The sequence below is a fragment of the Limosilactobacillus antri DSM 16041 genome (assembly GCF_000160835.1).
GTDB classification, from domain to species: domain Bacteria; phylum Bacillota; class Bacilli; order Lactobacillales; family Lactobacillaceae; genus Limosilactobacillus; species Limosilactobacillus antri.
Genome location: NZ_GG700733.1, coordinates 643,459 through 664,449, shown reverse-complemented (window position 1 = coordinate 664,449; position 20,991 = coordinate 643,459). Strand labels below are relative to the sequence as shown.

Below are 20,991 nucleotides of genomic sequence, written 5' to 3'. Positions count from 1 at the left end.
GAATCTATGTCAGAAGCAACCATAGCAATTACCAAGCTGCGCCAAGATAAACTGAATCCACACTACCGACCAATGATCTTTGTCATTGCGCCGTTTACAGAAGTAGTAAAGAGCGATGCTAAAAGTACCATGACAGTGCGCTCTTACTGCCGTTTTATCTATCAACATGGTGGCATCCCCGTTTGTCCACAGCTTTACCTACCTCAATTTATTAACATGCACCATTCACGCGAATTTCAAGTAGCCGCCTTTATTAACATTGTGCTACTAACTAAATGCGCCGAAGCCTGGTCATTTGGTAAGCCAACACATGATATGCGCTACTTCATCCGCTTAGCCAAACGTAAAAATAAAAATATCCGCTACTTTAATAACAAAATGGAGGCTAACTAAAGATGCATTTTACTTTATCGACGGCAGCTAATTTCGGTCAGGCTAGCAATACGATCTATCCTCATCAACAAGCTATCACTAATGCACAGGAATTAGAACAGGCAGTCCACTATGACCATGTCTGTGGTCAATTTAAAAATAACCAACGCACCATTGCCAACTTCATCAAAGCTGACTGCCTAATCATGGACTGCGATAATGATCATTCTGACGATCCGACTACTTGGATCAAACCCGCAAACATTGCTAACTATTTCGATGATGTTTCCTACGCCATTACCTTGTCACGCAACAACATGAAAGCCAAGCACCATAAAGCACCCCGACCTAAGTTTCATGTCTACTTTCCGATTACTGAGATTACGGATGCTAAAACCTATACTGAACTAAAGCACGAAATTCAAGAATACTTTCCCTACTTTGATGACAATGCGCTTGATGCGGCCCGTTTTGTCTTTGGTGTGCCTAGTACTAAAGCCATCTGGCATGATGGTAGCCAAAATGTGGACCAGTTCATGGTGGCCCAACGTTACTTTGAACAACAAGGAGTGGGGGAAATTCATGAAGGCCAACGTAATGCAACCCTCTCTCACTTTGCTGGTCGCATCATTATGCGCCTTGGCAATACTGCTGAAGCCCAGCAAGCATTTCAAGAGGAAGCTGCCAAGTGCGATCCGCCACTAAGCAAGCAGGAATTAAAAAACATCTGGCACAGTGCCACCAAATTTGGTCAGCGCATGGCTAGTCAAAAAGGTTATATTCCACCTGAAGAATACAATCAGCCCAATGACGATCTACAACCGGATGATTACTCGGATACTGGTGAATCTTATGTCTTTGTCAACAACTGCAAAGAGCGGGTTTGCTATACCAACCAATCAGGTTTTATGTGGTTCGATGGGAAGGTTTGGCAGGAATCGGAACCTTTAGCTCTCGGTGAAGTCCAGCGCTTTACCGATAAACAATTAACTGATGCTCAGCTTCGTGTCACTAATAGTTATAAGAAGATTCAGCAAAATGGTGTGACATCCGCTCTGCAAGCAATGGGTAAAACAAAAGCTAGTCGTACTTTTAATGATGAACAACTAGCCGCATTCAAGGATTACGAAAATGCTAAAGCTTACGAAGCCTTTATTCTCAAGGAACGCAGCACTCGAGGTATTAACGGGATCTTAACCAACTCCCGACCAAAGCTCGTCAAAGAGATTAATGAGTTTGATGCTAATCCATTTCTGCTGAATACCCCGACCGGTCCTTTCAATTTAAGGAAAGGGATGCATGGTCAGCAAGAAATTCAAGCTGATGAATTAATCACTAAATCCACATCCTGTGTTCCTGGCAGTCAAGGAGCTTCACTCTGGCAAGAAGCACTCACTACTTTCTTCTGTGGTGACCAAGCGTTGATTAATTACGTCCAAGAAATTGTGGGTCTGGTGGCGATTGGTCAGGTGTACCTGGAAGCTCTGATTATTGCTTACGGCAGCGGGAGGAATGGTAAGTCAACCTTCTGGAACACCATCGCTAATGTACTCGGCACTTATACCGGTCACCTCTCAGCTGATGCCTTGACCACTGGTGTCCGGCGAAACGTCAAACCAGAGATGGCCGAAGTAAAGGGCAAGCGGCTAATCATCTCCGCTGAACTAGAAGAAGGTAAGCGACTGAACACTTCCATCGTCAAGCAACTCTGTTCAACCGATGAAATCTATGCCGAAAAGAAATACATGAAACCTTTCTCCTTTACGCCCAGCCACACCATCGTGCTATACACCAATTACCTGCCCCACGTAGGTGGTAATGATGAAGGAATCTGGCGACGGTTAATTGTGATCCCCTTTAAAGCTACGATCGCTAAACGCAATGATATTAAGAATTACGCCCAGTACCTAACCGAAAAAGCTGGGCCGGCAGTCTTGCAGTGGATCATTGAAGGCGCACAGCGAACCATTCAGCAAAATTACCAGTTAACCACTCCAGCTGCCGTAACCAAAGCGGTACGAGCCTACCACGCTGATAACGATTGGCTAGGACATTTTCTTAATGAGAATTGTGAACTTAACCCCAGTTATGAACAAAAGTCAGGCGATCTTTATCAAAAGTATCGCGAATATTGCCAAGGCATCGGTGAATATATCCGCAGCACAACTGACTTTTACACGGCCCTCAAAAATGCTGGCTTTCAACGTCAACACAAACAAAACGGTCGTTTCATCAAGGGATTGCGATTAAAAGTTGATGATGATGAATTTCTCAGTTGACTGTCATCGACTGTCACACTTTAAAACTCTAAAAGCTTGATACATCAGTATTTACCAATCCTAATGACAGTCATGACACTCTTTTACCTTACTTGTATATAGGGATAAAAATAGAAAAAAAGAGGTATAGAGAAGAGTAGTAAATCAACTGACACGACCGTCATTAATCCTGACGAATCACTGATAAATCAACGTTTAGAAAGGATTTTACAAATGTTAGAAAAACAAATCGAAACTGCTTTTGTCAAAGCTACTCACCAACGCGGAGGTCTTTGCCTAAAGTTCATCTCGCCATCTATGGCCGGAGTACCTGATCGATTGGTCCTCCTGCCTGATGGTCACATGGGCTTTGTGGAGATGAAGGCTCCTGGTAAACATCCCCGCCCGTTGCAAGTGCAAAGACTCAACCAGTTAAAACAACTTGGTTTCCAAGTCTTTGTTTGCGATCAGCTTGATCAGATTGGAGGAATGCTTGATGCAATACAAACCGCATGAATATCAACAATACGCCACTCAGTTTATCCTGGATCACCCAGTTGCTGCCATTCTGCTCGACATGGGCCTAGGTAAAAGCGTTATTACTCTGACGGCTATCAAGCAGCTCATCCAGGAAGAAAAGGTTCACCGGGTCTTAGTTGTAGCCCCACTAAGAGTTGCTAAACAAACCTGGCCTGAAGAAATAAATAAGTGGGATCACTTAAAGGACCTCACCTATTCGGTCGTTACAGGTCCCAAAATACAACGCATTAAAGCTCTGCAACAAAACGTTGACATTTACATTATTAATCGGGAAAACTTAAAGTGGCTAATCGAGTCCTCCGGCGCACCCTTTAATTACGATATGCTGGTAATTGATGAGCTATCAAGTTTTAAATCTTATCGCTCCCAACGCTTCAAAGCCCTCAAACGAGTACGGCCATTAATCAAGCGCGTGGTTGGTTTGACTGGTACGCCATCCTCCAATGGATTGATGGATCTGTGGGCCGAATTCCGCGTGCTGGACATGGGCCAACGACTTGGCCGCTTTATCTCATCTTACCGGATGAACTACTTTGACCCCGACAAGCGAAACATGTATCAAGTGTTTACCTACAAACCCAAGCCTGGCGCTGAGCAAAGTATCTACCGTGCCATTGATGACATCACCATTTCTATGAAGTCTAAGGACTACTTGAAGCTGCCACCATTAACTATGAACACCGTTCCGGTAAAAATGAGTGATAGTGAGCAGGCTATCTATGATGAGCTTAACGCCCAGCTAGTAGTTTCAACCCAGGGCAAACAAATCGATGCCCTCAACGCAGCCAGTCTATCGAATAAACTTTGCCAGATGGCAAATGGTTGTGTCTACGACGACCAGCAGCAGATTGTTCAAATTCACCAGCGAAAACTCGATGCACTCGAGGATTTGATTGAAGCTGCGAATGGCAAACCAGTACTCGTTGCTTACTGGTTCAAACACGATCTCTCCCAGATCAAGCAACGATTCACTGCTCGCGAGATTAAAACTGTTAAAGACATTCAGGACTGGAACGCTGGTAATATTCCATTGGCATTGATTCATCCTGCTTCTGCCGGACATGGTCTCAACCTGCAGGCTGGTGGTGCCACCTTGATTTGGTATGGATTAACTTGGAGTCTGGAACTCTACCAGCAAACTAACGCTCGGCTCTGGCGGCAAGGACAGCGTCAGACAGTAGTCATTCACCACATTATCACCGAAGGCACTATTGACGAAAACATTCTGGCGGCTTTAAAACGTAAAGACAAAACCCAGCTAGCTCTAATCAACGCAGTAAAAGCCAACCTGAAAGGAAGTGTTGTGGCATGAGTATCATGTGGAACTACTTAGACAAACGACGAGCGACCGTCGCAGCCTTGAAAGACTACAATGGAATGCAATTCATCATTGATTCTTACCAGGACGACTTGAAGTTAGCTAAGCAACAGATGATTGGTGTCAGTTCTCCCCACTATGACTTTGCTCCGGGGACCACCAGCAAGGACAACCCAACTGAGCACCGATTGATTCATTGCATCAATCAGACTGCTAAGCTAAACGAACGTTACCAACAAGCCCAACAATACTTCAAGTGGTTTGAACCAGCCTGGCAAGAGCTGTCTAAGGATGAACGCTTCGTCCTCGATGCTTGTTACCGTGCTCCTGACCAGTCGATGAATCAAGGTCTGGCCATTCTGATGGACAAGTATTTCATCGCAAAGACCACCGCCTACAATCGGAAGAACCAAGCCCTTGATCACCTTACCCTCCTGCTTTACGGTGCCCATCATTAAGAAGGTAAAATCGGGAACAAACACAGTGCTTATCCATGTTACGATGGTAGTGTAGAAAATTAGGACAAAGGCATTTGCTTTATAACATTGGGGCCTGGCAGATTACACTGCTGGGCTTTTCTTATGCTATTAGAAAGGAGGAACGTCATGCCTTATTCACCCAAGAAGCCGTGTCGTTACCCTGGCTGCCCACGGCTAACTCACAATACTTATTGTGACGTCCATGCTAAGCAAGTCAGTTCTCACTACAATCGTTACCAACGACCAAAACGTAGTCGTCCGCGCTATCATCGTGGCTGGCCAAAGATCCGTCAACGCTACTTGCTCCACCATCCCTTCTGTGAGATGTGCCTGAGCCAAGGAAGGTATACCCAAGCCACCGAGGTCCATCACGTTCTGCCTCTGGAACACGGCGGCACCAACGAGTTCAAGAACCTGATGGCATTATGTAAGCCATGCCACTCCCGCATCACCGCCCAGATGGATGATCGCTGGCATAAAAAGCCACGTCGATATCATTACTAAACCACGGAGGGGGCCATCAAATCCTAAAAAATTTTTCGCGCGGGAGCGGGCCTGGGCCTTCGTGTACAAAAAATCGAAATCAAACGGGGTATTAACCCCTGCCGGAAGGAGGGAGAGATTTGGCTAAAGATGGTACGAATCGTGGCGGATTCCGGGTCGGCGCTGGGCGAAAATCTAAATCACTGCACGATAAGCTCGAAGCTGGTCAAAAAGCAACTGTTATCGATTTGCCTGAACCAGCTAATCTGGAAGGACACGTGATGCCGCCAGTCAAGAAATACCTCAAGGCCAAACAGAAGAATGGTTTAGAATTTGACGCCGCTGATATTTTTAAAGAAACCTGGGAATGGTTGGTCGAACGTGGTTGTGAAAAGCTAGTTAACACTCAGCTGATTGAACAATATGCCGTTAGCGTTAGCCGGTGGATCCAGTGCGAAGAATGTATCTCTAAGTTTGGTTTTCTCGCTCGCCACCCTACCACTGGTAATGCAATTGCTTCACCATATGTTTCCATGAGTCGTGACTACATGAAGCAATCGAGCCAATTATGGTTTCAGATTTTTCAAGTGGTTAAAGAAAACAATGCCACGACTTATCAAGGATCAACACCACAAGATGATGTCATGGAACGACTCTTAAGAAGTCGGAAAGGAATGAACTAATGAAATTTGTTAAGAAGAAAATAACGGACCTCATCCCCGCGGATTACAATCCACGAAAAGACTTAAAGCCAGGTGATCCTGACTACGAAAAGCTAAAACACTCAATGAAAGAATTCGGCTACGTTGATCCAATCATCTGGAACCAGCAAACTGGTCGCGTGGTTGGCGGACACCAGCGGTTAAAGATTCTCCAGGATGAAGGGATCAAAGAAGCCGAGTGTGTTGTCGTTAATTTAAATGAAGACAAAGAAAAAGCTCTCAACGTTGCCCTCAATAAAATCAGCGGTGATTGGGATAAAGACAAGTTGGCCTTGCTAATGACTGACTTACAAGCCAGCGACTTGGATGTTTCCTTAACTGGCTTTGACGAGAATGAGATCTCAGACCTTCTTAGCACCGCTGACGATACGCATGATGATGATTTTGACGTTGATAGCGAATTGGATAAACCGACCTTTTCAAAGCCTGGTGACTTATGGCACTTAGGTAAACACACTTTATTATGTGGTGACGCTACTAAAACAGAAAGCTACCAGAAATTACTGGGTGATCATAAGGTCAACCTAGTATTAACCGATCCTCCATACAATGTCGATTACTCTAGCAAAGCTGGCAAGATCAAGAATGATCATCAAGCCGATGACAAGTTCTACCAGTTTCTGCTTGCTGCTTTTCAAAATATGAATCAAGCAATAGCTAACGATGCCAGCATCTATGTATTTCACGCCGATACGGAAGGCCTTAACTTCCGCCGTGCTTTCCAAGATGCTGGTTTTTATTTATCCGGTTGCTGTATCTGGAAGAAGCAATCATTAGTACTTGGTCGCTCTCCCTATCAGTGGCAACATGAACCCGTACTCTATGGATGGAAGAAAGATGGCAAACACGAATGGTACACCGGGCGAAAGGAATCCACCATCTGGGAATTTGATCGCCCAAAGCAGAGTAAGGAACACCCAACGATGAAACCAATCCCACTACTAGCCTATCCAATCATGAATTCCACCATGTCCAACTGTACCGTTCTCGATCCATTCGGTGGTTCCGGTTCAACTCTGATTGCATGCGAGCAAACTAATCGGATTTGTTACATGATGGAACTCGATCCTAAATATTGCGATGTGATTGTGCAACGTTATATTGAACAGGTTGGTTCAAGCAAAAACGTTAGTGTGGAAAGAAATGGTAAAACTATTCTTTACAGCAAAGTAAAGAAGCCGGCTTAAATCGTCGAAGTTCCTTGCTATCTGTACCCTTTAGAGTGATGTATACAGTGATCAAACAAGGAGGTACAGAAGATGGAAATTAAATTTAATGTACACGGCCAGCAACGAAAAGAATTGGTGACGAAGCTGGCTGACTATACTCATCGAAAGGCCGAATATCAATACACACCTACCTACGCTTATCAGATTGGCAAGTACACTGTTAACAAAGATGGAGTCCTAACATCCCCGGATGAGATCCCGGCCAATTTACTCGATTATCTTGAACAGCAAGGCTTCCACCCTACTGAAATAATCAAGTTGAACCTAGCCTACCAGCGAGATAAGTTTACAGATCAGGCTCTTGATAACCTGCGCCACCTAACCTGGGCTAAGGGGCAGTTAATTAAGGATGCTTGCCAGCTGGAAGCCCTCCCCTTAAACGTCGATGAAAAACAGGTATCCTTCGATTGGTTTAAAGAAGTGAAACTTGACGATGCTTTGGCTTATCAACAATTTGTCGACAAGCTGGTCCAATATGCCATCAGCCACCAGCGAATCATGTCAGAACCACACGAAGAGAGTAATGAAAAATATGCTTTCCGCTGTTTCCTGCTACGCCTAGGATTTATCGGTCCCAAGTTTAAAGACCAACGGAAAGTATTGTTACGCAACTTAACTGGATCAGCTGCTTTTAAGAACCAGGGGGACTAATCATGAATCGAATTAAGGACGAATTAGCTAAACGTAACCGAATCCGCCAGCAGGTCTTAAAAATCCGCAACACTGGTGAAGCCAATATGTTTGATGTGGAAAATGTCAAAAGACTGGCATACTACTATAACTGCCATGACTTAATCGATTACTTGAATACTGACCGCGCCGGATACGTAAATTTGATATTAACTGGCAAGTTTAATTAATCATCAATCAAGCATTGAGTTAACACTCAGTGCTTTTTTAGTACAATTGAAAGGATGTGATGCCCTCTTGCGAAAACTAAAAGATTACAAGCCAACTAGGTTCATGGCCAAGGACTCTACTTATAACAAAGACGCAGCTGATTTTGCAGTTTCATTTATCGAATGCCTATGCCATACCAAGGGAACCTGGGCGGGTAAGCCTTTTGACCTCATTGACTGGCAGGAAAAAATTATTCGCGACATTTTTGGCATCTTAAAACCTGATGGGTATCGTCAATTCAATACTGCTTACGTCGAAATTCCAAAAAAGCAAGGCAAATCAGAACTGGCGGCGGCTGTTGCTCTACTGCTTTGCTGCGCTGATGGTGAAGAACGTGCAGAAGTTTATGGTTGTGCTGCTGATCGCCAGCAGGCCGCCATTGTTTTTGACGTCGCCGCTGATATGGTGCGGATGAACCCAGCCTTAAAAAAGCGTTGTAAGATCCTCGCTTCCCAAAAACGGCTGATCTACGAGCCAACTAATAGTTTTTATCAAGTCCTATCTGCTGATGCTTATTCCAAGCACGGTTTCAACGTGTCAGGAGTAATTTTTGATGAATTACACACTCAACCCAATCGTAAACTCTACGACGTCATGACTAAGGGTTCCGGCGATGCTCGAACGCAGCCGCTCTACTTTTTAATCACGACTGCCGGTAATGATGAACACTCTATCTGTTACCAGGTTCATCAAAAAGCAATCGACATCATGAAGGGCCGTAAACATGACCCCCGTTTTTATCCGGTTATTTACGGTGCCGGGCGTGATGAAGATTGGTCGAGTCCTGAAGTTTGGAAGAAAGCTAATCCCTCCCTGGGTATTACCGTCAAGATGGAGAAGGTTAAGGATGCTTATAATTCAGCTAAGGAGAATCCGGCTGAAGAGAACACCTTCCGACAACTACGGTTAAATCAGTGGGTGAAGCAAGATGTTCGATGGATGCCGATGGACAAATGGGATGCTTGTGCCTTTCCTGTTGATCCCGATGAATTACGTGGCCGCGATTGCTATGGTGGTCTTGACCTGTCATCAACTACTGATATTACGGCTTTTGTACTGGTGTTTCCTCCTAGAGATGATTCAGAAGGTTACACCCTGCTACCTTACTTCTGGATTCCCGAGGATAACGTTGATTTGCGGGTTCGCCGTGATCATGTCCCCTACGATATTTGGAAGCAGCAGGGATATCTACAAACCACGGAAGGTAATGTCGTCCACTATGGCTTCATTGAACACTTTATTGATGATCTGGGAAAGAAATATCACATTCGTGAAATTGCCTTCGATCGGTGGGGAGCTGTCGAAATGGTTCAAAATCTTGAAGGTATGGGATTCACCGTGGTCCCATTTGGCCAGGGATTTAAGGACATGACGCCTCCAACTAAAGAACTAATGCGATTAACTCTGGAAAAGAAGATCGCTCATGGCGGTCATCCGGTCTTGCGTTGGATGATGGATAATATCTATATCCGCACTGACCCAGCTGGGAATATTAAACCTGACAAAGCTAAGTCAACTGAAAAAATTGATGGTGTAGTGGCCACCATTATGGGACTGGATCGTGCTATCCGAAATGAGGATAATGGTGACTCTGTTTATGATGGTCGAGGTCTATTAATGTTGTAATTACGAAAAACTGAAAGGAGTTGATGCCATGAGTCTATTTAATAAATTGTTCCATACTAATAAAGCTTCACCCCAAAATACCCTATCCAGCACCATGTCATTTTTCTTCGGCAGTTCGATGGCTGGCCAAAATGTGACCGAACGCACCGCAATGCAGAATACAGTAGTTTATGCTTGTGTGCGAGTCTTGGCTGAAGGATTAGCTGAACTGCCACTCCGCATTTATCAATACACCAACGATGGTGGTAAACAGCGAGCAATTAACCACCCGCTTTATTTTTTGCTTCATGATGCGCCAAATCCAGAAATGACCAGTTTTATCTTTCGTGAAACCATGATGAACCATTTATTGCTGTGGGGTAACGCCTATGCACAAATCATTCGAAACGGTCAAGGCGAGATCACTGGGCTCTATCCTTTGATGCCTGATCGAATGGACGTTAACCGTGCTGCCAACGGTGAAATCTACTACACCTATACTCGCAACTACGATGATTACCAGGCAAAAAATAAATCGAAGCAAGTAATTCTCTTGTCCGATGAAGTCCTTCATATCGCAGGGTTAGGATTTGATGGCTTGATCGGCTACAGCCCTATTGCTATGGCTAAGAATGCGATTGGATTATCCATGGCTGCCGAACAATATGGAGCCACTTTCTTCAAAAATGATGCCACGCCTGGTGGTGTTCTCGAGCACCCTAATGTAGTTAAAGACCCTGAACGGCTTCGGAAAAGTTGGCAGTCACAATTTTCGGGATCTAATAATCACAGCATTGCTGTCTTGGAAGAAGGAATGACTTTTCACCAGCTTTCCATTCCACCCGACCAAGCGCAATTTCTTGATACTCGAAAATTCCAACTCGACGAAATTGCCAGAATTTTTCGTGTACCACCGCATATGGTTGGTGACCTAGATCGTTCGACTTTCTCAAATATCGAGCAACAATCACTAGAATTTGTAAAGTACACCCTGAACCCTTGGTGTATTCGCTGGGAACAAGCTATGAATCAACAGCTACTGTCCGCTGATGATCAACGAAAATATTTCGTTAAGTTCAACGTTGATGGCCTTCTGCGCGGTGACTACGAAAGTCGCATGAACGGCTATGCCATTGGGCGCCAAAATGGCTGGTTGTCCGCAAACGATATTCGGGAACTTGAAGATCTAAACCGCATCCCTACTAATGAAGGCGGTGACGAATACTTGGTAAATGGCAATATGCTGCCACTTAACCAAGCCGGTAATTTCTATAACACGCAAACAACCAAAGAAAGTGAGGAACCAAAAGAATGAAACGTTTCTGGAACTGGAAACAAAATGGTGATCAGCGGCAACTAGCTATCTCTGGGGTAATTGCTCCTGATAGCTGGGTGCATGACGATGTTTCACCACAGGTATTCCAAGACGAACTTAATGAAAGTCAGGATCCAATCGATCTCTGGCTGAACTCCCCTGGTGGTGATTGTACCGCTGCCAGTCAAATTTATACCATGCTGATGAATTACCCGAATGAAGTCAATGTCAAAATCTCAGGTATTGCGGCATCTGCTGCTTCGGTAATTGCGATGGCTGGAACTACTGTTTCAATGGCTCCTGCGGCTATGCTAATGATCCACAATCCACTGACTATTGTCGGCGGTCAAGAAAGAGATCTCGACCACGCTGCGCAAATGCTAGCTGAAACCAAGGAGTCGATCATCAATGCCTATGAGCTGAAAACCAACCTGCCCCGTGAAAAGATTTCAACAATGATGGATAACGAAACTTGGATGAACGTCAATAAAGCTATCGAATTAGGCTTTGCTGATGCCATGCTGGGTGACAATAAGAATGTCACAGATTGTTACTCGTATTCCGATAAGCAATCTGACCTGGTGTTATTGAATAAACTCAAGCCTAAAGCAAAATCTACTATTTCTGTAAAGTCGCTGCAAAAGCGGCTTTCTTTGTTATCACACTAATTTAGGAGGAACTTACCAATGAACAAGATTACTGAATTACAAGAAAAGCGTGCCCGTATTTGGAAGCAAGCAAAGTATTTCCTGGACACTAAACAAAAAGAAGTTGATGTACTTTCTGCTGAGGACAACGCTACCTACGAAAAGATGGAACAAGACGTCGTCAACTTGGGTAAGGAAATCGATCGGCTCCATAAGCAAGCCCAAATTGAAGCAGAACTCAATCAGCCCACAACTAAAGCCCTTACTAATACCCCGACTGCTGGAGAATTACCAAAGGGTCAGGATGCTTATGCGCAGAACTTTTGGCAAATGATGCGTGGTCATGCGGTCGTTGATGCACTAAAAGAAGGTACGGATCCAGATGGTGGCTTCCTAGTGCCAAATGAGTTTGAAAATCAACTGATTCAAAAGCTTCAAGAAGCCAACGTCCTGCGAACCATCAGCCATGTCATTCAAACCAATAGCGGTGAACATAAGATTCCGGTTGTTGCGAGCGAAGGAACAGCTGCTTGGCTCGAGGAAGAAGCAGCCTACACAGAATCTAATACTCAATTTAGTCAAGTATCCCTCAGTGCTCACAAATTGGGGACTCTGATCAAGGTATCGGAAGAACTACTGAATGACTCCGCCTTCGACTTGATGTCCTATTTATCTGATGAATTTGGTCGTCGACTTGGTAATGCTGAAGAACAAGCCTTCCTAACGGGTACCGGCACTGGCCAACCAACTGGTATCTTAACCGACACTAATGGTGCGTCTGCGGGATCCACAGCTGCTAAGGCCGATACATTGACTTTTGATGATTTGATCGAACTTTTCTATTCCTTAAGAGCACCATACCGTCAAAATGCTGTTTTCTTAATGAATGATGATACCGTGAAAACCATTCGCAAAATGAAGGATAACAATGGTCAATATATCTGGCAGCCTTCTGTTCAAGCTGGCCAACCAGATCGAATCCTCAATTGCCCAGTTTATACTAGTCCGTTCATGCCATCCATGGCCGCATCTAATAAACCAGTGCTCTTTGGTGATTTCAATTACTATTGGATTGCTGATCGTCAAGGTCGAACCTTTAAACGACTTAATGAACTTTATGCTGTAACTGGTCAAGTCGGTTTCTTGGGCTCGCAACGAGTAGATGGCAAAGTCATCCTCCCAGAAGCCATTAAAACTCTTGCCATGGCTGCTAAGTAGAAAGGACTGATGAAATGTGGCTGCTATTACTTTGGCCGAAGCAAAAGCCTACCTAAGAGTTGATAACACTGTTGAAGATGACCTCATCACAAAGTTGATTGGATCGGCGACTGCTACCGTCGAAAATGTCCTTCGTCAGCCTCTATCAGCATTTGATTCTCTCCCTGATGATATTCATACCGCGATTCTCTATACCGTAGCTTACCTTTACGAATATCGGGAAACGGCTGATTTTGATGCCATGATCAAGTTTCTTCGGGCTATCTTGTCCCCTTACCGGAAGGAGGAATTTTAATGCAACAGCAAAATAAACGGGTCAGTAAGATTGCTGATATTGGTGAACTAGATCGCCGCATTACGCTGATGAAAAAGAAATATGTCGGCGAAAATCCTAATACCGGAATGTCGATGTACAAGGATGTTCGCTTAGGCGATGTGTGGGCAAAAGTTTCTGCCCTACACGGTCAGGAATACTACACAGCGGTCACGGTGAAATTGGAAAAACAACTGTCATTCATCATCCGATACCGTGATGATGTTGACGAAGAAACCAACATTTGGTTTGAAGGTCGTGGCTACAATATTGGCTTTATTGATGACGTTAAGTACAACCATGAGTATCTGGAAATTAAGGCTGAATATTCGAGAGGAGTTGATGATCCGAATGAAGACAACTAGTTTAACAGTAATTAATTCATGCTTTGGTGCAATTGGGGCTTTCCTCGGCTGGTTCTTAGGCGGACTGGATGGTTTTCTATATGTTCTACTCATTTTCATGGTAGTGGACTATATCACCGGAGTACTTTGTGCCATTAACGAACATAAACTCTCCAGTGAAATTGGCTTTCGTGGGCTTACGCGCAAAGTGCTAATTCTATTATTGGTCGGTATTGCACATTGCCTTGATATTTACCTATTAAAGAATGGTTCAGCGATCCGTACTGCTACAATTTTCTTCTATATCTCTAATGAGGGCATTTCATTACTAGAAAATACCAGTCGCTTAGGTCTACCTGTGCCCGATAAGTTAAAGAGTGTCCTCCAACAATTACATGATAAGGATGGTGATCATCAATGATTTCTGGAATTGATGTTTCTGAATGGCAAGGCCATGTGGATTTCAATGCAGTCAAAGCAAGTGGTGTTAAATTCGTTCTAATCCGAGCTGGTTATGGTCGGTCAGCAAGCCAAGAAGACCGTTACTTTGCAGAACATTATACCCAAGCCAAAGCAGCTGGTTTACAAGTGGGTGCCTACTGGTATTCCTATGCCGTTTCTCCCGCTGATGCAGCCAATGAAGCCCGGGCCTGTTTAACCGTCCTTGGTAATCGTCATTTTGATTTTCCAATCTACTTTGACTTAGAAGAAAAGTGGCAGTTTGCCAATGGTCGTAACTTCTGTGATAGCTTAGTGAAAAGCTTTTGTAGTGTTTTGGAACAAAACGGTTGCTATGCCGGACTGTATATTTCGCGATCACCACTGCAAAATTACATTTCACCTTCCGTCGCTCAACGCTATGCCGTCTGGGTGGCTGAATATGGTCCGTGTTGTAACTACAATGGTAATTACGGAATCTGGCAACATTCCTCTACTGGTTCTGTTCCAGGTGTCAATGGCAACTGTGATCTAGATTATGCCTACATTGACTACGCAGCTGTCATTAACAAAAAGCAGCCAGTTACCAGGAAGAACCCTGATGAGCTAGCTATTGAAGTCTTAAATGGTCAATGGGGTAATGGTACCGATCGTCAACAGCTCTTAACCGCTGCTGGTTATGACTATGCGGTGGTCCAAGAAAAGGTTAACCGTCTCTTGAACCGTAAGTCAGTTGACCAAATTGCACGCGAAGTTATCCGAGGATCCTGGGGAAATGGTAATGAACGAATCAACCGCTTGAAGCAAGCCGGCTATGACCCCACCCAAATTCAAAAACGAGTTAATCAATTATTGTAACTTTTGCCTGTGGACTCCGGTCTGCAGGCTTTTTTCTTTTACCATGGTTTACTTTTCTGCTTGTTCTGGCTTATCAGTGGAGGTAATTAAATATGGTAAAGAAAGTACAACCAGTAACCCATCAACCACTAATAACAACAAATAAGAATATTAGTTCCGAGCAATTATTGAACGATTTACACTATCAACAATCCAAACAGATTATTCAAAGTCTGCTCAACAAGGGGTTAATCTCGACCACTGAATTTGAAGACATTGATACCTTAAATAAACAAACATTTCCGTCATTATTGGGGCCCGGAAGCGTTGATACATCAAAGTTCTAGAGCTAACATACCACACTGACGAAAGGAGGGTTACCATGTCGACCATTACTAAAATTCAAAGCTACCAACGTGATGTTAAACAACTCCGGGTGGCAGCCTACTGTCGGGTTTCAACGGACAACATTGAACAGTTGGAAAGTCTTGAAAATCAACGTATTCATTACCAAGAATACATCAGTAATCATTCAGACTGGCAATTAGCTAAGGTCTATTACGATGAAGGAATCTCAGGCACCCAACTAACGAAGCGTGATGCTTTAAAAGAACTACTGGCAGACTGTCATAATCACCGAATTGACCTCGTGGTTACAAAGTCAGTCAGCCGCTTATCACGGAATACTACCGACTGTTTACAAATAGTTCGAGAACTGCAGCAGTTGAACATTCCAATTATCTTTGAAAAGGAACACATTAATACTGGAGCAATGGCTAGCGAATTATTTCTATCGATTCTCAGCAGTATCGCTCAGGATGAATCTCATTCCACTGCAGGAAATTTACGCTGGGCAATTAGGCAACGTTTCGCTAGTGGCAAATTTCGAGTATCTTCAGCCCCCTACGGATATTCAATTGAAGATGGCAACTTAGTCATCAATCGGGCTGAAGCCAGGATTGTGCGAGAAATCTTTCAACAATTTTCAAAGGGAATGTCAGCTAGTCAAATTGCTAAAGGATTGAGTCATAAACACATACCAACAAAGCGTGGTGGACAATGGCGAAGTAACACCGTGATTAACATCTTACGAAACATTAATTACACCGGTGATATGCTCTGTCAAAAGACTTATCGTGATGATCAATATCACCGTCATTTTAACCAAGGTGAACTCACCCAGTACTTAATTGAGGACCATCATCCTAGTTTGGTTAACCACGAAACTTTTAACCGGATTCAAGCTTTGCTTAAAGATGCGGCTCAAAAACGCCATATCGAAACTGATAGCCATAAGTATCAACATCACTACCTATTTTCTGGAAAAATCATCTGTGGTAATTGTGGAACTACTTTTAAACGGCAAACACGCCCAAATAAAATCTGCTGGGCTTGTCAAAGGCATCTAAAATCGGCTAAACAATGCCCAATTAAGGCAGTTCCCGAAGCAAGTCTAGAAGTGGCTTTCTGTAATATGATGAATAAACTCGTTTACAGCAGGAAGTTCTTATTACAACCACTGTTAGAAAACTTGCAAGTGCAGGTTAACAGTGACACCCACGGTCGACTAAATTCTTTAACCGAACGGATCAAAGCAAATAACCATAAAGCTGAAACGTTAACCGAACTGATGCAATCAGGACTGATAGATAAGTCTATCTACGTAAACCAAACGGCTCAGCTCGAACAGGATACCTACCAGTGCCGTGAAAAGGCCAAGGAGCTCCACAGTAGAAATACTGATTCGGCTAACAGTTTTGAAGATGTACGATCCTTACTACATTGGTGCCAACAAGATCAAGAACTATCAGGATTTGATAAAACTCCGTTTCAGGATTTTGTTCAACAGATTGTAGTACATAGTTCAATCGTAGTTTTTAAGCTAAAATGCGGGCTGAAGTTAACAGAGAAGTTAACCAAGGCTGTCACTATTAACAACCACTTCTATCGCAATATCATCAGGCAGCGTTTCAACGAGCCCATCAAGCAAGCCGAATATTTATACAGCATTATCGAAAGTGAAGGTGATTTAATTGGGTAAAGTACGCATTATTCCTGCCCATCAGCAAAAAGGAAACAGTGTCCATCATCAACGTAGTCCGCAACCTTTTGAAAAGCTCCGGGTAGCTGCTTATTGCCGTGTTTCAACCGACTATGATGAGCAGGCTAGCTCCTACGAAACTCAGGTAGCTCACTACAAAGAGCTAATTCAAAAGGAACCCACCTGGGAATTTGCAGGTATCTATGCTGATGATGGAATCTCCGGAACCAACACCAAGAAACGGGAACAATTCAATAAAATGATTGCAGCCTGTAAAGCCGGTAAAATAGACTTAATTGTCACCAAGTCAATTAGCCGATTTGCTCGAAATACTATTGATTGCCTGAAGTATATCAGAGACTTAAAAGCCATCAATGTTGCAATCTTCTTTGAAAAAGAAAATATCAATACCATGGATGCCAAAGGTGAAGTTCTGATTACCATCATGGCTTCCCTTGCTCAACAAGAAAGTGAATCCTTATCGCAAAACGTCAAAATGGGGATTCAATACCGTTACCAACAAGGTAAAGTGTTTGTCAATCATAATCACTTCCTCGGTTACACCAAAGATGCTCAGGGAAATCTAGTAATTGAACCAGAGGAAGCCAAGGTCATTAAACGGATCTTCTATAGCTACCTAAACGGAATGACTATGAAACAAATCGCCGATTCGCTCAAAGCTGATGGTATCTTGACCGGTGGCAAAACAAAAAATTGGCGCTCTAGCAGCGTGGCCAAAATCCTAAAGAATGAAAAATACATGGGTGATGCCCTTTTACAGAAGACTTACACCGTTGATTTTCTTAATAAAAAACGGGTGAAGAATGAAGGCATCATGCCACAATACTACGTGGAGAATGATCACCCGGCGATTATTCCCAAGTCTGTTTTCATGCAAGTACAGCAGATCATTAAACAACGACGTAACGGAATCACCACTAAAAACGGTAAGCATAGACGTCTGAACGGCAAATATTGCTTCTCTCAAAAATTATTCTGTGGTAAATGCGGTGATATTCTCCAACGGAACATGTGGTATCGACCAGAAAAAGTAGCAGTCTGGCGCTGCGCCAGTCGGATAAGGAGAAGTAAAATTGGTCGCCGCTGCATGATTCGTAATGTTAAAGAACCCCTTCTAAAAGAAGCCACTGTTGAAGCTTTCAATCAGTTAATCGAAGGCCACGAGTTAGCCAGTAAACAGATAAAAGCAAACATCATGAAAGTCATCAAAAGCTCCAAAGGACCAACACTTGACCAGCTCGATAAGCAACTAGAAGAAGTGCAGATGAAATTAATTCAAGCTGCTAACCAGCATCAAGACTGCGACGCACTAACCCAGCAAATCATGGACCTGCGGAAGCAAAAAGAAAAAGTCCAAAGTCGTGAAACTGATCAACAAGCCAAACTACACAACCTTGATGAAATCAACAAATTAGTCGAATTGCACAAGTATGGCTTAGTTGACTTTGATGAACAATTGGTTCGTCGTTTAGTAGAAAAAATCACCATCTTCCAACGCTACATGGAATTCACGTTCAAAGATGGTGAAGTAATTAGAGTTAATATGTGAAATTTATGGTGTACGGCACTCAGCTATTTTGGCTGGGTGCTGTTTTTTAGTTTATTAATTTTGGCAGATTGAATTAAATTATCTTGAATCAGTCGCCAAGTGTTTCTGGAAATTAGTGTGCGCGTAACCATGAACGCATCAGCTAATTCACTAGCAGTGGCTTGTCCGTGTTGTTCCAGATAGATTAATTTTCCCACTCACGCATTGAGAAACCAGTTGTGGTCAGCCCTTGCATTAACATCTGGTATGCTTGTTTCTGAATAGCCTGTAGGGTTGCTAAGCTCTCAAACAGGATCTTAGTTTGCCGATGATTTAGCATATAATATCATCCTATTCTTTGCGCTGCCGCTTAGTCATTCCAAAGAGCCCTAACAAACTACTCATGGCTAATAGTAATAAGCCACTCAGCGTCATGTGTTGTTGATCAGTTTCACCAGTTTGAGGCAACCGTTGATCCACAAAATTAGTAGCCGCTGCTTGACCAGCCTGAACCGGCTTTGTTGGCGTCGCTGGTTGACTTGGGTTAACTGGTTTTGCTGGCGTCGCTGGTTGACTTGGGTTAACTGGTTTTGCTGGCGTCGTTGGTTGAATTGGATTAACTGGTTTTGTTGGCGCATCCTTGGTATAAACCACCGTGAAATCAAGATCACTGGAGTCACCACTCACAGTTTGTGCCCCAATTTCAGCTTGATCTGGCGTATAACCCTTAATAACTGGGCTAGTCACTGCCGCAAAGCTTTGATCAGCTGACCAAGACCCATAGGTCTTTTCACCTGTCACCGCATCAGTTGAAACTTGACGCGTAAATTCAACCGGCTTGGCCACATAATCATCATGAGCTGTCGTACCATCTTTGTAGACGTAATGGATAGTTTCATTAATCGTCTTGCTTTCAGTTGTAATAGTTGGCGCATTCTTGGCATAAACCACCGTGAAGTCAAGATCGCTAGAATTAGTGTAGACAGTTTGAACTGCAACGCTTGTCAAATCAGAGTTTGGGGCATCATTACTGATTACCTTATAGCCATCAACTTCTGGATTAACTACATCTGCGAAATCGGTACTGTCTCCTTTTGTCCATCCAGCTTCTGTTGGCACACCATTATCATCCAACGTTGCAGTCTTTGCTTTAGTTGAGTAATACGTTGTTGTTGTGTTATCAACTGGATTAGTTACTGACACAAATGTAATTGGATCTGCCGTATATCCTATTGCTACTTCTTTACCATCTTGGTCAATATACTTAATGGTTTCACTAACTGTTTTGCTTGTTTGTGTGTACGCTGGTGCATAGACATAAATAACCGTCCCATTATCTCCAGCTTTTGTTAGAGTACCCGTCGCTGGCAAACTTTTTGCTCCAGTGGCAGTACCATCATCCATTCTTACAAACTTATAATTGGGAATTTCTAATTGTCCTGTAGTATAAGTACCATTAACATTAGCGCCATTTGGATAAGTAACCTCACCTTGAGCAATTTGATTACCTTTTGTATCAACATACTTAACATTAACTGTCGCTGCTTGCTTAAAATCAAAACTCATTATTTCAAATTGCTGTAAATTCTTAGCACCACCAGTTGATGCACTGACAATCATTGCCATTGCTTGATTAGAATTCGAGACAGTCGTAGTCCAAGTTAATATCTTACCGCTTGTTTGGGTATACTTGATTGTTAATGTTTTTGTATCTCCATCATAATCAACTGTAAAATCATGAAATTGGCCGTTTACGTCAGACTTACTTAACGCTTGGGAAGTTCCATCAACATCTTTAGCCCACCATCTTTGAACTTTTATTCCATCCTTAGTAGCAACTTCTTCATTTTCAGTATCAACCAATGTGCCATATGGAGCATTCATAGAATCCCCATTCCAACCAAAATCATTAGAGTTAGTTGAATCGATTTGGCTACCATCTTTATCAGACTGTGGAGCTTGATAACCATTTGACCATGTATCAAGCTTGAATCCCAGAGCATTTTGCAAGCCACCAATACCCAAGTTGCCACCAGCATTACCAATATCTGTGGTATTACCGTTATGAAAAGCAAAGCCAATACCGTCAGCTCCATTAGGATTGGATCCTAAATTAACCTTACCAGTTAAAGTAAAACTAGTATTCATATCAATTTTACTCTTGAGAGAGAAATTTCCAACTTTATTATATTCATCTGGTGTAATAGTCACAATACCAGTATTTTGATCATAAGTGGCTGATCCGTTTAATGAAAAGTAAGCAAGAAAATTATCCTTAGTAACATGTGTTAGAACTTCTTTATCAGTCGCCAAAGCCTTACTTGTACGTAATTGTTGCAATAATGTGTTGTAAGATATCTTAGTTACAGTTTGGCGTGTTTTA

The 20,991-nt window shown here is 43.1% G+C and carries 22 protein-coding genes and 1 pseudogene; 21 read left to right on the top strand and 2 right to left on the bottom strand.

Annotation, left to right across the window (positions count from 1 at the left end; translation table 11 throughout):
- The first annotated feature begins 6 nt into the window (after positions 1 to 6).
- The 21 genes from HMPREF0494_RS06665 to HMPREF0494_RS06565 all read left to right on the top strand — a co-directional run bounded on the left by HMPREF0494_RS06665 (position 7) and on the right by HMPREF0494_RS06565 (position 18,629).
- Positions 7 to 393 (top strand): DUF7768 domain-containing protein, encoded by a 387-nt coding sequence (locus HMPREF0494_RS06665; protein WP_225430182.1) that lies wholly within the window; start codon positions 7 to 9, stop codon positions 391 to 393.
- A gap of 2 nt (positions 394 to 395) precedes the next feature.
- A complete protein-coding gene (locus HMPREF0494_RS06660) occupies positions 396 to 2,651 on the top strand; it encodes a phage/plasmid primase, P4 family (protein ID WP_007124184.1) in 2,256 nt (751 codons plus the stop codon).
- Between the two features lie 213 nt (positions 2,652 to 2,864).
- The gene (locus HMPREF0494_RS06655) at positions 2,865 to 3,146 is read left to right on the top strand and encodes a VRR-NUC domain-containing protein (RefSeq protein ID WP_007124183.1); all 282 of its coding nucleotides are present in this window, start codon (positions 2,865 to 2,867) and stop codon (positions 3,144 to 3,146) included.
- The gene (locus tag HMPREF0494_RS06650; RefSeq protein WP_007124182.1) at positions 3,127 to 4,482 is read left to right on the top strand and encodes a DEAD/DEAH box helicase; all 1,356 of its coding nucleotides are present in this window, start codon (positions 3,127 to 3,129) and stop codon (positions 4,480 to 4,482) included. The genes HMPREF0494_RS06655 and HMPREF0494_RS06650 overlap by 20 nt, the downstream gene beginning before the upstream one ends.
- Positions 4,479 to 4,946 carry a hypothetical protein gene (locus HMPREF0494_RS06645; RefSeq protein WP_007124181.1) on the top strand — a complete coding sequence of 156 codons (468 nt, stop codon included), beginning with the start codon at positions 4,479 to 4,481 and terminating at the stop codon, positions 4,944 to 4,946. The genes HMPREF0494_RS06650 and HMPREF0494_RS06645 overlap by 4 nt, the downstream gene beginning before the upstream one ends.
- A gap of 123 nt (positions 4,947 to 5,069) precedes the next feature.
- Positions 5,070 to 5,471 (top strand): HNH endonuclease, encoded by a 402-nt coding sequence (locus HMPREF0494_RS11760; protein WP_455583562.1) that lies wholly within the window; start codon positions 5,070 to 5,072, stop codon positions 5,469 to 5,471.
- Between the two features lie 119 nt (positions 5,472 to 5,590).
- Positions 5,591 to 6,133, top strand: coding sequence for a P27 family phage terminase small subunit (locus tag HMPREF0494_RS06635; RefSeq protein WP_007124180.1), 543 nt, complete (start codon positions 5,591 to 5,593; stop codon positions 6,131 to 6,133).
- Positions 6,133 to 7,359 carry a site-specific DNA-methyltransferase gene (locus HMPREF0494_RS06630; RefSeq protein ID WP_007124179.1) on the top strand — a complete coding sequence of 409 codons (1,227 nt, stop codon included), beginning with the start codon at positions 6,133 to 6,135 and terminating at the stop codon, positions 7,357 to 7,359. The genes HMPREF0494_RS06635 and HMPREF0494_RS06630 overlap by 1 nt, the downstream gene beginning before the upstream one ends.
- Positions 7,360 to 7,431: 72 nt before the next feature.
- Positions 7,432 to 8,052: a hypothetical protein gene (locus HMPREF0494_RS06625; protein ID WP_007124178.1), complete on the top strand. Its 621-nt coding sequence runs from the start codon at positions 7,432 to 7,434 to the stop codon at positions 8,050 to 8,052.
- A gap of 2 nt (positions 8,053 to 8,054) precedes the next feature.
- A complete protein-coding gene (locus tag HMPREF0494_RS06620; protein WP_007124177.1) occupies positions 8,055 to 8,261 on the top strand; it encodes a DUF5049 domain-containing protein in 207 nt (68 codons plus the stop codon).
- A gap of 67 nt (positions 8,262 to 8,328) precedes the next feature.
- The gene (locus HMPREF0494_RS06615; protein ID WP_040458871.1) at positions 8,329 to 9,927 is read left to right on the top strand and encodes a terminase large subunit; all 1,599 of its coding nucleotides are present in this window, start codon (positions 8,329 to 8,331) and stop codon (positions 9,925 to 9,927) included.
- A 28-nt stretch (positions 9,928 to 9,955) separates the two neighbouring features.
- Positions 9,956 to 11,221 (top strand): phage portal protein, encoded by a 1,266-nt coding sequence (locus HMPREF0494_RS06610; RefSeq protein WP_186433499.1) that lies wholly within the window; start codon positions 9,956 to 9,958, stop codon positions 11,219 to 11,221.
- Entirely contained in the window at positions 11,218 to 11,889 is a 672-nt protein-coding gene (locus HMPREF0494_RS06605) for a head maturation protease, ClpP-related (RefSeq protein WP_003671987.1), read from the top strand. Before HMPREF0494_RS06610 ends, HMPREF0494_RS06605 begins: the two co-directional genes overlap by 4 nt.
- A gap of 18 nt (positions 11,890 to 11,907) precedes the next feature.
- Positions 11,908 to 13,086 carry a phage major capsid protein gene (locus HMPREF0494_RS06600; RefSeq protein ID WP_007124174.1) on the top strand — a complete coding sequence of 393 codons (1,179 nt, stop codon included), beginning with the start codon at positions 11,908 to 11,910 and terminating at the stop codon, positions 13,084 to 13,086.
- A gap of 16 nt (positions 13,087 to 13,102) precedes the next feature.
- Complete coding sequence (locus HMPREF0494_RS06595) at positions 13,103 to 13,381, top strand: head-tail connector protein (RefSeq protein ID WP_007124173.1); 279 nt, start codon at positions 13,103 to 13,105, stop codon at positions 13,379 to 13,381.
- On the top strand, positions 13,381 to 13,764 hold the full coding sequence (locus HMPREF0494_RS06590; RefSeq protein ID WP_003671993.1) for a phage head closure protein: 384 nt from the start codon (positions 13,381 to 13,383) through the stop codon (positions 13,762 to 13,764). Before HMPREF0494_RS06595 ends, HMPREF0494_RS06590 begins: the two co-directional genes overlap by 1 nt.
- The gene (locus HMPREF0494_RS06585; protein ID WP_003671994.1) at positions 13,751 to 14,164 is read left to right on the top strand and encodes a phage holin family protein; all 414 of its coding nucleotides are present in this window, start codon (positions 13,751 to 13,753) and stop codon (positions 14,162 to 14,164) included. The genes HMPREF0494_RS06590 and HMPREF0494_RS06585 overlap by 14 nt, the downstream gene beginning before the upstream one ends.
- A complete protein-coding gene (locus tag HMPREF0494_RS06580; RefSeq protein WP_007124172.1) occupies positions 14,161 to 15,039 on the top strand; it encodes a GH25 family lysozyme in 879 nt (292 codons plus the stop codon). The genes HMPREF0494_RS06585 and HMPREF0494_RS06580 overlap by 4 nt, the downstream gene beginning before the upstream one ends.
- A gap of 92 nt (positions 15,040 to 15,131) precedes the next feature.
- Positions 15,132 to 15,365, top strand: coding sequence for an SHOCT domain-containing protein (locus HMPREF0494_RS06575; RefSeq protein ID WP_007124171.1), 234 nt, complete (start codon positions 15,132 to 15,134; stop codon positions 15,363 to 15,365).
- A 35-nt stretch (positions 15,366 to 15,400) separates the two neighbouring features.
- Positions 15,401 to 17,059, top strand: a complete 1,659-nt coding sequence (locus tag HMPREF0494_RS06570; protein ID WP_007124170.1) for a recombinase family protein — start codon at positions 15,401 to 15,403, stop codon at positions 17,057 to 17,059.
- Positions 17,052 to 18,629 (top strand): recombinase family protein, encoded by a 1,578-nt coding sequence (locus HMPREF0494_RS06565; RefSeq protein ID WP_007124169.1) that lies wholly within the window; start codon positions 17,052 to 17,054, stop codon positions 18,627 to 18,629. The genes HMPREF0494_RS06570 and HMPREF0494_RS06565 overlap by 8 nt, the downstream gene beginning before the upstream one ends.
- Positions 18,630 to 18,694: 65 nt before the next feature.
- On the opposite strand, the pseudogene HMPREF0494_RS06560 reads toward HMPREF0494_RS06565, so the two are convergent.
- Together HMPREF0494_RS06560 and HMPREF0494_RS10995 are read right to left on the bottom strand one after the other, a co-directional pair.
- Positions 18,695 to 18,948 (bottom strand): annotated as a pseudogene (locus tag HMPREF0494_RS06560) (MarR family transcriptional regulator); the annotation flags it as partial.
- An 11-nt stretch (positions 18,949 to 18,959) separates the two neighbouring features.
- The coding region (locus HMPREF0494_RS10995; protein ID WP_007124166.1) for a lectin-like domain-containing protein at positions 18,960 to 20,991 on the bottom strand (2,032 nt) is incomplete at its 5' end.

What these genes read in the sequence shown, in the direction of transcription:
- HMPREF0494_RS06665 (WP_225430182.1), top strand. Translation starts at nt 7, where the DNA reads ATGTCAGAAGCAACCATAGCAATTACCAAGCTGCGCCAAGATAAACTG.
- HMPREF0494_RS06660 (WP_007124184.1), top strand. Translation starts at nt 396, where the DNA reads ATGCATTTTACTTTATCGACGGCAGCTAATTTCGGTCAGGCTAGCAAT.
- HMPREF0494_RS06655 (WP_007124183.1), top strand. Translation starts at nt 2,865, where the DNA reads ATGTTAGAAAAACAAATCGAAACTGCTTTTGTCAAAGCTACTCACCAA.
- HMPREF0494_RS06650 (WP_007124182.1), top strand. Translation starts at nt 3,127, where the DNA reads ATGCAATACAAACCGCATGAATATCAACAATACGCCACTCAGTTTATC.
- HMPREF0494_RS06645 (WP_007124181.1), top strand. Translation starts at nt 4,479, where the DNA reads ATGAGTATCATGTGGAACTACTTAGACAAACGACGAGCGACCGTCGCA.
- HMPREF0494_RS11760 (WP_455583562.1), top strand. Translation starts at nt 5,070, where the DNA reads ATGCTATTAGAAAGGAGGAACGTCATGCCTTATTCACCCAAGAAGCCG.
- HMPREF0494_RS06630 (WP_007124179.1), top strand. Translation starts at nt 6,133, where the DNA reads ATGAAATTTGTTAAGAAGAAAATAACGGACCTCATCCCCGCGGATTAC.
- HMPREF0494_RS06625 (WP_007124178.1), top strand. Translation starts at nt 7,432, where the DNA reads ATGGAAATTAAATTTAATGTACACGGCCAGCAACGAAAAGAATTGGTG.
- HMPREF0494_RS06620 (WP_007124177.1), top strand. Translation starts at nt 8,055, where the DNA reads ATGAATCGAATTAAGGACGAATTAGCTAAACGTAACCGAATCCGCCAG.
- HMPREF0494_RS06610 (WP_186433499.1), top strand. Translation starts at nt 9,956, where the DNA reads ATGAGTCTATTTAATAAATTGTTCCATACTAATAAAGCTTCACCCCAA.
- HMPREF0494_RS06605 (WP_003671987.1), top strand. Translation starts at nt 11,218, where the DNA reads ATGAAACGTTTCTGGAACTGGAAACAAAATGGTGATCAGCGGCAACTA.
- HMPREF0494_RS06600 (WP_007124174.1), top strand. Translation starts at nt 11,908, where the DNA reads ATGAACAAGATTACTGAATTACAAGAAAAGCGTGCCCGTATTTGGAAG.
- HMPREF0494_RS06590 (WP_003671993.1), top strand. Translation starts at nt 13,381, where the DNA reads ATGCAACAGCAAAATAAACGGGTCAGTAAGATTGCTGATATTGGTGAA.
- HMPREF0494_RS06585 (WP_003671994.1), top strand. Translation starts at nt 13,751, where the DNA reads ATGAAGACAACTAGTTTAACAGTAATTAATTCATGCTTTGGTGCAATT.
- HMPREF0494_RS06580 (WP_007124172.1), top strand. Translation starts at nt 14,161, where the DNA reads ATGATTTCTGGAATTGATGTTTCTGAATGGCAAGGCCATGTGGATTTC.
- HMPREF0494_RS06575 (WP_007124171.1), top strand. Translation starts at nt 15,132, where the DNA reads ATGGTAAAGAAAGTACAACCAGTAACCCATCAACCACTAATAACAACA.
- HMPREF0494_RS06570 (WP_007124170.1), top strand. Translation starts at nt 15,401, where the DNA reads ATGTCGACCATTACTAAAATTCAAAGCTACCAACGTGATGTTAAACAA.